Origin of the sequence: Peribacillus sp. NPDC058002, from assembly GCF_042886655.1 — a bacterium.
In the GTDB taxonomy this organism is placed as follows: Bacteria; Bacillota; Bacilli; order Bacillales; family DSM-1321; genus Peribacillus; species Peribacillus aracenensis.
The window spans coordinates 1-8,488 of the sequence record NZ_JBHVQU010000159.1; the positions used below are offsets into that span (position 1 = coordinate 1).

The 8,488-nt window shown below is 36.6% G+C and carries 11 protein-coding genes; 5 read left to right on the forward strand and 6 right to left on the reverse strand.

What is annotated here, in order from left to right:
* The first annotated feature begins 169 nt into the window (after positions 1-169).
* Positions 170-457: a hypothetical protein gene (locus ACFVSH_RS19780; RefSeq protein ID WP_192204344.1), complete on the forward strand. Its 288-nt coding sequence runs from the start codon at positions 170-172 to the stop codon at positions 455-457.
* 339 nt (positions 458-796) lie between these two features.
* Here the strand turns inward: ACFVSH_RS19780 and ACFVSH_RS19785 are convergent, their stop codons facing one another.
* Positions 797-2,329, reverse strand: a complete 1,533-nt coding sequence (locus tag ACFVSH_RS19785) for an esterase/lipase family protein (protein WP_387707450.1) — start codon at positions 2,327-2,329, stop codon at positions 797-799.
* Between the two features lie 662 nt (positions 2,330-2,991).
* Between ACFVSH_RS19785 and ACFVSH_RS19790 the strand changes: the two genes are divergently transcribed.
* Positions 2,992-3,210 carry a hypothetical protein gene (locus tag ACFVSH_RS19790; RefSeq protein WP_387707441.1) on the forward strand — a complete coding sequence of 73 codons (219 nt, stop codon included), beginning with the start codon at positions 2,992-2,994 and terminating at the stop codon, positions 3,208-3,210.
* Here the strand turns inward: ACFVSH_RS19790 and ACFVSH_RS19795 are convergent.
* Positions 3,207-3,431, reverse strand: coding sequence for a helix-turn-helix transcriptional regulator (locus ACFVSH_RS19795; protein ID WP_387595325.1), 225 nt, complete (start codon positions 3,429-3,431; stop codon positions 3,207-3,209). The two genes, ACFVSH_RS19790 and ACFVSH_RS19795, sit on opposite strands and share 4 nt — an antisense overlap.
* A gap of 134 nt (positions 3,432-3,565) precedes the next feature.
* On the opposite strand from ACFVSH_RS19795, the gene ACFVSH_RS19800 reads away from it, so the two are divergent.
* Positions 3,566-4,204: a LexA family protein gene (locus ACFVSH_RS19800; RefSeq protein WP_387707443.1), complete on the forward strand. Its 639-nt coding sequence runs from the start codon at positions 3,566-3,568 to the stop codon at positions 4,202-4,204.
* A gap of 364 nt (positions 4,205-4,568) precedes the next feature.
* Here the strand turns inward: ACFVSH_RS19800 and ACFVSH_RS19805 are convergent, their stop codons facing one another.
* Positions 4,569-5,258, reverse strand: coding sequence for an N-acetylmuramoyl-L-alanine amidase family protein (locus ACFVSH_RS19805; RefSeq protein WP_387595320.1), 690 nt, complete (start codon positions 5,256-5,258; stop codon positions 4,569-4,571).
* A gap of 142 nt (positions 5,259-5,400) precedes the next feature.
* A complete protein-coding gene (locus tag ACFVSH_RS19810) occupies positions 5,401-5,631 on the reverse strand; it encodes a hypothetical protein (protein ID WP_387707445.1) in 231 nt (76 codons plus the stop codon).
* Between the two features lie 159 nt (positions 5,632-5,790).
* Between ACFVSH_RS19810 and ACFVSH_RS19815 the strand changes: the two genes are divergently transcribed.
* Positions 5,791-6,711 carry an aminoglycoside phosphotransferase family protein gene (locus tag ACFVSH_RS19815; protein ID WP_387707447.1) on the forward strand — a complete coding sequence of 307 codons (921 nt, stop codon included), beginning with the start codon at positions 5,791-5,793 and terminating at the stop codon, positions 6,709-6,711.
* A 205-nt stretch (positions 6,712-6,916) separates the two neighbouring features.
* Complete coding sequence (locus ACFVSH_RS19820) at positions 6,917-7,150, forward strand: CotD family spore coat protein (RefSeq protein WP_387707452.1); 234 nt, start codon at positions 6,917-6,919, stop codon at positions 7,148-7,150.
* A 64-nt stretch (positions 7,151-7,214) separates the two neighbouring features.
* Here ACFVSH_RS19820 and ACFVSH_RS19825 read toward each other — a convergent pair whose 3' ends face one another.
* Both ACFVSH_RS19825 and ACFVSH_RS19830 read right to left on the reverse strand, forming a co-directional pair.
* Positions 7,215-7,340 (reverse strand): hypothetical protein, encoded by a 126-nt coding sequence (locus ACFVSH_RS19825; protein WP_387595309.1) that lies wholly within the window; start codon positions 7,338-7,340, stop codon positions 7,215-7,217.
* A gap of 25 nt (positions 7,341-7,365) precedes the next feature.
* Positions 7,366-7,683, reverse strand: coding sequence for a hypothetical protein (locus ACFVSH_RS19830; RefSeq protein WP_387707448.1), 318 nt, complete (start codon positions 7,681-7,683; stop codon positions 7,366-7,368).
* Positions 7,684-8,488: the final 805 nt, after the last annotated feature.

Genomic DNA, 8,488 nt, shown 5'->3' on the forward strand with positions numbered 1-8,488 from the left:
TATAATTATATGGATTGACGGCTTTAAAATTGAACTCTGAAAATCTTCAAAACCTGGTTGCATAACCTTTGATATATTAGTTTTAAATATGAATTTTTTTATTATAGTATAAAGCCTTGATAAAAAGTAAAAATTAATTTTGAATACTTCTATTTAAGGTGGTGAAATTATGGACTTCCCAACCATCCATACAAACTTTTGGGATGCAGTAATAGCCATTCCTATCATCATGATTCTTACTCAACTAATTAAGGTCATGTTTCATATTCGCCCAAAATTCATCCCTACCATCGCTTTGGGTCTTGGCTTGTTCATTTCCATTTTCATCAGTCATCGTCATCACTTGGTTGCAGGGATTTTCATGGGCTGGTTTTATGGCTATGCAAGCATTGGCAATTATGCTGCACTTAAAACAGGTATTTTGTCTTATAGAGAATCTTATCAAAAGACAGATTAAACCCGTTGTCTCGCTGCAATTCATCAATCTCTTGTATTGCCACAAGCCCGACTGGCTTCTAGCCCCATCGAGCATCCGTTAAATCAATATCTAAATTAACAATTGCGACCTTAATCCTTTGGCTGAATAACAAACTCTCATGTTAACCATACCATTATACATTACCCACAAAATACCTTTTCAATTAAATAAAGGTATTAATCGGTAAAAAAGAGGTTCGAAATGCACTTATCCAGAACCATGATTTTAAAAGAAAAACTGAATGTTCTTTTAGAAAAAAACCGTACTCAAACTGACTTCCCTTCGAATTTGATACCTTCTCAATAAGAAGGCATTTCACTATTTCTCGATATAGACCGAACGAACCAAAGTCCGGGTTCTTTCAGTGCCATCCACATTTTTTTCCTTGACGTCAATGGTTACATTATAAACACCTGACTTAGGCACTTCTGGAAGGGTACCAGTAAAATTTTCGGTCTCCAGTACCTTAATTGAGCTTTTCTCACTAATTTCATTACCGGTTTCATCTACTAAGCGAACCAAAAAAGTTGTGCTGTTTGGCGTTTTTTTATCATTCATTGGATTCTTTATTAAAAATTTTGCATCTTTTTGCTTAACTTTTCCGGCCATACTTAATGTAATGGGATTCTTTTCGTTAAATTGAGCTGTGAACAGGTAGGCGTCTTTTGGCGATTTAGTCTTCATTCGCACCTTCCAGTCACCGATTTCGAGGTTGTTTCTATTGAATGCCCGGATGGTTGCACCATTAAAAAAGGAAGTTTCATTTTGGGCTGAATTAACCTTTAAGGAAGGTGAATATTTTTTATTTGATGGAGAAATCAATTCAACCTCGACATCATCTGAGGCTGTATATATGGTTATATTACCCGGGGCTGATTCATTTACATGGAAACTTTGTTCATTCCAAACATTTTGTTTCAGGGCATCACCCATAACGGTTTGAGCAAGTGCGGTTGTAATGACATCATCTTCAACTCGTTCTTTATAATTGACATTAAATCCAGGGATCCCAGCGGTGGTAGCACTCCTTAAATAGGGTTCAATTCTTGAAAATACAGCTGAACCGACTCGGATATTGTCGTGATCAAAGTTTGGATCCGTAAATAAATGTGTTGCGTAAGGTATTTTTGTACTCCATACATTTACTAGACCATCATTTTCCCCATAAGAAGATAAATATTGTCCACCCATTGATAAAGCTGAAAGAACCGGGCCTCTGTTCATGCCTGCCACAGTGAAATACATGTTTTTACGAGAGTTAACATGGTTATCCGTGACAGAACGAAATTCCGCCATTTTACCAACTTGTAAAGAATAAGTTCCATCATCTTTTTGACCTAATAGGGAACCAAGCCAGCCCGCATACCAGCTATAAGCCAAATCAGCAAGGTAAGAACCATGATGAGGGGAAGCTAAAGTGATCACCCTTCCAACATATTGGTGTGCTCCATAGTGTACTAGAGCCGCTTGGGTGTCTGTCCCCCCTTTGCTGTGAGCTATAATATTTACTTTTTCGCCCCCGAAATGGTTACTGATTTCTGAAAGCATTTGAGCTAAAAGCCTTCCGTTATCATATTGGCTCGCTGATCCATTTCCAGCCGAATCATGAAGCTGAACAAAAACCGTTTGGTAGCCTGCTTCATACGCCTTGGTATACATATCATTGATCCCATGATATTCCGTTTCACCGTACCAGCTGGTTGAACTGCTGTTTCTTCCTTGTACAAACACGATAGGTGGTTTCTCTTTGTCAAGATTGGGAGGAATGCTTCCAAGAAACCACTCCCCTGGACTGAAGGATTCGGAGGGCGGCTTCAATTTCCCTGCTGAGGAAATGCCTGGCTTAGCCATAATTAATATGGTTAGAATGAGGACAAGAAAAACGACATATTTGAATACATTCCTTTTCAATTGTTATCTCCTCCAAATGGTATTTTTTCGAACTCATCCTATTATCAATGCCCCCCTTCCCGGGACTTACATAGCCTTCATTATTATATAATTGTACTTTTGCATACCATTACCTGCCATCCTTATAAAGATGGGAGAAAAAAACTAGAAAAATGGAGATAAAGTATGAAGATTCGCTTTCAATTCATTTAGGTTTGCAGTCTTTTTCATTTTATGAAGACGAACTTACGGAGGAAATTGGAATGCCCCAAGTTCACAAAAATGAAAACAAGCCTTTATCCTGCAAAGGATAAAGGCTTGTTCATCCATATTAACTTTTCCTTCGAATTTGCCATTGTCCAATTGCTCCTATTCATGGTGTTTTGAAATCCGTCCTATACATTAAGTAAATAAAAGTTTTTACAATAATTGGCTGTCATTCAGTGGGATCTCAATTTCAATCGTCTATTTTATATTTCAGCATACAGCCTTTTATTAAGGAACATCAAGAAGTTTGGATTTTTACTCCTTAAAGTACTTCCTCCTCTTCCTCCTACATACGCGTATTTCATCCTGAGAACAGGATCAATAATTTCAATGATAATCCAATTGACAACACTGTTGTGTACGATAATATCCTCAATATCCTCTCCACGAAATTCCTTCCAATCTTATATGTGCTAACGGCAGCAGCTCCTACTGCAACTTCCCTTTCCACTTTGTTCACCTTCTTTCCATCATTCCTTGAATCTTCTACCACGGAAGTTGGGATTGTATTGATTGGACTTTACATTGCGAATGGTCAGTCTGTTGAAGAAACGCTGGTACACTTGAACTATTAACTACATTTGAAGTGTAGTTTAGGGTCAAAAAAAATGATCTCGTCGATTGAGAATCCTACACATTCAGCAAATAAATAAGCCTTATCGATTCGCAAAGGAATCTTATATTGCTCATAGTCAATGTAAGTCCTCTTGGCCATCTTCAGCACTTTAGCCATTTCATCTTGAGTCAATCCTTTATACTTCCTCGCTTGTTTAAGTGTGAATTTAATGTTTGACATATCTTGTCACCACCTGTCTAAAAAAATAATACCACACTTGAAGTATAGATTCCAACAACTTTTCGCAAAATTCAGGCTATTTAAGTTTACTCACTTTCACTCATAGTGTATATTCAAGTAAGAGGTGAAGAATTATGCACATTGGTGAACGGATTAAAATGTTAAGAAAAGAAAGAAAAATGACACAAGAAGATTTGGCAAATATATTAAAAGTGGCCCCGACAGCAGTATCGGCCTGGGAATCCGGAAGGAATAAACCTTTAATGGATAAATTGAGCATGATGTCCACATGCTTTGAAATACCGCTATCCCACCTCATTGAAGGAGCACCTGTCGTTAGAAATAATCCTGGAGTGGAATTCCTAAATGAAAAGAATGTAAGATTAATTGGTGTTTACGGAAATATCCCTGCTGGAGATCCTCATTTTACCAATGAATATATTGAAGCCTATATGCCGACATTAAATTCGATGCTAAAATCGAATAAAGAATATTTTTTCCTTAGAGTGAATGGCAATAGCATGAACGAAGAATTCAGTGACGGATCACTGATTCTCGTTGAAAAAACAACCTTCGTTGAAAACGGAAAAATTGGTGTGGTTTTAGTAAATGGTCACGATGCTACAGTCAAAAAAGTGAATATCAATGAAGAAAACATCACACTCACTCCCTGCAGCACGGATCCTTTTTATGAAGACAAAACCTATAACATCAAAAATGATAGAGTCCGTATTTTAGGAAAAGTGGTTCAAGCCATTAAAATATATGATTAATATCCATCTCGAGGGTTGCTTTACATAAAGGAAAATAAAGGATTAATGAGCAACAATACATAGATTCCCTTCAGTTATTTGCTGATACATTTTAGGTACAACCCATTATGGTTTGTGCTTTTTATATGCCATTACAAAGAATCCATTTAAATTTGTGTCAGTCTATATGAAAAAGCATAGTTTACATTTCACTCCCTCCACTATTATCCAAGTGATGGACAAATCAGGACAGTAGAATGTACATGATGATTTCATTACATATATATTCTTGAACCTGGAAAAGCCCCTCTCTTTTTGAGAAGGGCTTCCTGCGTGGAGTGCTTCTGGAAGTTATAAATAATTTAACCAGTCAATTATTAATTATTCATTTAACCCGTAACTTCTGGTTTACGGTAATGTTGTACTGACTGTCAAGACCGTTCCAATCTTTAATTTGCTGAACCGTACTGCCATAAGCGATGCTTAAGGAGTATACGGTATCCCCACTAACGACAGTGTGGTATACAGCTATACTTTTCTTTATAAGATTGAAGCATTTAACTAAACCGTTTACATGTCCGCGAGCGAGTGATTCGATAAAGGAAGCCGTTTTCAATTTGGCTGCGTCATTGACATTATCGATAAATCCATTTTCAGACAGGAGTGCAGGCATGTCCGTTTCACGAAGTACATGTAAATCTCCTGTTTTTTGTCCTCTGTCTTGGATGTTGATAAGCTTCATGACCTCTGAATGAATATGATCTTGATACGTTTTCGTGACCTGGTTAGTGGACGTATAGATGTAATCCTCGTACCCGGTTCCGCCGCCGGAATTTATGTGGATGGAGAGATAAAAGTCAGCTCCCCACGCGTTCGCTGCATTCGTACGATCGTTTAAGGAGGGGTACGTATCTTGGGTCCTGCTCATTTTCACATAAACGTTATTATATTCTATTAATAAGATATCTTTAATTCGAGTTGCAATGGATAAAGTTAAATCCTTTTCTCTTAATCCATTCCCCACCGAGCCTGGATCCGTACCTCCATGGCCGGGATCGATAAATACTTTCACCATTTCTATCACCTCTATTAACCTTATGTTAAGCATGGACAAATGCTTGTACATATAACTATCGGATTAAAGAAGTTTTAAAAGATATAGTATTCTTCATCTCGCCTGCCTTTCCAAAAATATACCCACCAATAACTACGGGGGCTTAAATATTAACAATATTTATCCCGTCTTGGTTTTCCTTCGGTTTATCGCTGCCAGCAACATCAAAACGATAATAGGAAAATACTGATGCAGATTCCGAAATTGCCGGGAGGATTTTCATCCAACCCTCTATCGATCCAGCACCACCGTTAAAAAACTTTATTTGGCTTTCCGATTTCAGTAATATGATATTGTAACGTCCCTTTTGGTGTATCCACTTTATATTTTTCAATTTTCATTTTCAGCACACCTCACTTGTTTAAATTACTGTAACAAGCTATTGGTTTCATTTATTGAATTTGCAGCAATGAGGCCTTTGAATTTTTCGCGAAAGTTATCGGAAAATGTGAACTTAAATTCCTTAACAATGAACGGGATTAGGAGATGACATATGATGAACGAAAATGAAAAGTTTGAACGATTTGTTCAAAAGTTTGATCAAGGAAACAAGCTAATTCGCGCATGGGAATTAAATGGCGGTATTTCTGCACAGGTGACAGGACTTGAACTATTACAATCGTCTGGGCGGATCGTAAAAATGATCGTTCGTCAGCATGGTGATAATGACTTGAAACGGAATCCGAATATTGCAGCAGATGAACACCAGCTCTTAGGGATATTGAAAGCTGCCGGTTTGCCTGTACCGACGCCATATTACCTTGAGCAATCCTGCGAGATATTTTCCAAGCCATGCATACTTCTCGAGTTTATTGAGGGTAGGTCAGAATTCGCCCCCTCAAATCTTAATGATCATATCTTACAATTGGCAATCAATCTAGCAAAAATCCATCGTGTTGATTGTGCGGATCTATCTTTATCATTCCTGCCTAAAGTAGAAAATACATATGTTGAGATGTTAAATAATAAAGAAAGGGTACTCTTGGAAGAAACATTAAATCTAAGCATGATTAGAGATTTGTTAAAATCTTCCACACCATTACCCTCCATGAATAAAAAAGTGATCCTTCATGGTGATTATTGGCCAGGAAATATATTATGGAAAGAGGATAAACTAGTTTCCATAATTGATTGGGAAGACTCAAGCTTAGGGGACCCTTTGGCTGACCTTGCCAATAGTCAACTCGAAATTTCATATCATTTTGGAATGCAAGCGATGGATGACTTCACCCATCAATATAAATCCATGATGCCGGAGTTGAATTTTACAAACTTACCCTTCTGGCAATTATTTGCCGCGTTACGGTTATCTAAATTTCCTGAATGGGGCTTGGAAAAAAACAAGGAAAATAGCTGGAGGAAAAGACACAAGTCATTTGTTCGCCAAGCAATTAACCAAATTCGTTTAAATTAATGTTTATTCATTTTTTTAATTGATCGAAAATTTTAATATGTATATGAACTTTTGATAAAGGCATCTATACCAGTCCCTTTATCAATTTTTTTCATAAACTAACAATGACTCTCAAAAAAATCCAGGAGGTGTTTAAATGTATAATAAGCCCTGGGGGCATCCGAAAGGCGGTCAATGTCCACCACAATACTTCCCGTCTCACGGAATGCCTACTCAGTATAATCCACCTCAAATCTCCCCGACAAAGCAAAATGTTAAAACTAATGTCATTAACAACGTGATTCCAGTTTTTCATCCAACACATACAACTACCGTGAATAAACATTTCACAACATATATACCGCATACCCGAACTATCGTGAAAGAGTGTTATAGCCAAAGCTTTGTTTGTGGAGTTCCTCAACCCCCCAGTCTTTCGAGGAGAATGTTAAGATATTAATTAAAAACCCCGATTCGGGGTTTTTATTCATTCCATCAACTTTTGAAATTGACATTCAAAGGATTTACAACTGTCTAAATGCAAATTCCCTATACATTTTAAAGCTTTGTTTCTTATAAAACTCTTTTGCAGCAATGTTTTCACACCAATAATCCAGTTCAATTAAATCTATATCGTTCTTTTTGGCCATTTCATAGACCTCGTTCATTAGCTTTTTAGTTTTTTACCGTAACCTTTTTGGGTTTGACCTTCACGATACTAAGCTGATGCACATATACTGATTTATACTCATTTTTAAAAGCACTTTCTGGATAGTTTTTAATTTCAATCCATGCGTAACCGATTGGTTCTTCATGATCTTTTAAAACTAAAAAAACAAAACTATTATTTTTTACCAACCTTTCGAAAGTTTCTTTCATTGCACAATAATTATATTCCTTAAAATACCTCGGATATAGTTTTGCATGCAGATTGTGAACATTTTCATTTAATTTTGCAATTACTTCATGATCCCAGGTTTGACTAACAATCATAATTATCCCCCTTCTATAACCTGTGAATATCCACTAGCATTATTGAAGTGGGATATCTGGAAAATACCAGGAAATTGATTTATTCGCCGCAGACTGGGAATCCTAATCCTATTAAAGTTGATGCCAATAGAGCGGAAATACGGATTCTAAGTGTAGCTACATCATCAATTTCAGTGTGACTAAGAAGAATTGACCATCAAATTCTAAGATACAAGGTGATTGCACTCTTTCTTCACCCTTTCTATTAAAAGAAATAGTACTATATGAAAGATATATAATCGTGTAACAGGTTAATAGTTTGTTTCTAAGAGGAAATAGAATGTTTGGATTGTTATTTAGATAAAGAAGAACAATCAGAGCACATGAAAATAATGCATTTTAGCAGTTATTGTATTAGTTTTGCATTTGGAAAAAGGCATACTTCTTAGTCAAATTGCATTCATAAGAAAAGCTTGATGCGACAATTGAACTACCCAGCAGCAGTTTCGACCTTACTGTATGATTGAAGTGGCGGAACAAAAAGGAGAACAAGTCATATGTATGACTTGTTCTCCCCCTTTCTTATTTTATTCCATCTTTTTATTTTTCCATGTTATAAAATGAAGACCCATTGGCTTAAATGCTCAGGTATTGTACTTGGTGGGTCCCTTACTGGATATAGGAGAATAATCACTACTGAAAAACGAATCGTGAGTATTTAGCTATTATAGGGTCATATTTATACCATATATTCTACCGTGGTTTATTTTAAAATAAACTGTTTTAAAGAGAATCTTCCGACAGTACTCAAGCAAGGCAATACGAC

What these genes read in the sequence shown, in the direction of transcription:
- ACFVSH_RS19785 (WP_387707450.1), bottom strand. Translation starts at nt 2,329, where the DNA reads ATGGCTAAGCCAGGCATTTCCTCAGCAGGGAAATTGAAGCCGCCCTCC.
- ACFVSH_RS19795 (WP_387595325.1), bottom strand. Translation starts at nt 3,431, where the DNA reads ATGTCAAACATTAAATTCACACTTAAACAAGCGAGGAAGTATAAAGGA.
- ACFVSH_RS19800 (WP_387707443.1), top strand. Translation starts at nt 3,566, where the DNA reads ATGCACATTGGTGAACGGATTAAAATGTTAAGAAAAGAAAGAAAAATG.
- ACFVSH_RS19805 (WP_387595320.1), bottom strand. Translation starts at nt 5,258, where the DNA reads ATGGTGAAAGTATTTATCGATCCCGGCCATGGAGGTACGGATCCAGGC.
- ACFVSH_RS19830 (WP_387707448.1), bottom strand. Translation starts at nt 7,683, where the DNA reads ATGATTGTTAGTCAAACCTGGGATCATGAAGTAATTGCAAAATTAAAT.
- ACFVSH_RS19815 (WP_387707447.1), top strand. Translation starts at nt 5,791, where the DNA reads ATGATGAACGAAAATGAAAAGTTTGAACGATTTGTTCAAAAGTTTGAT.
- ACFVSH_RS19780 (WP_192204344.1), top strand. Translation starts at nt 170, where the DNA reads ATGGACTTCCCAACCATCCATACAAACTTTTGGGATGCAGTAATAGCC.
- ACFVSH_RS19820 (WP_387707452.1), top strand. Translation starts at nt 6,917, where the DNA reads ATGCCTACTCAGTATAATCCACCTCAAATCTCCCCGACAAAGCAAAAT.
- ACFVSH_RS19825 (WP_387595309.1), bottom strand. Translation starts at nt 7,340, where the DNA reads ATGGCCAAAAAGAACGATATAGATTTAATTGAACTGGATTATTGGTGT.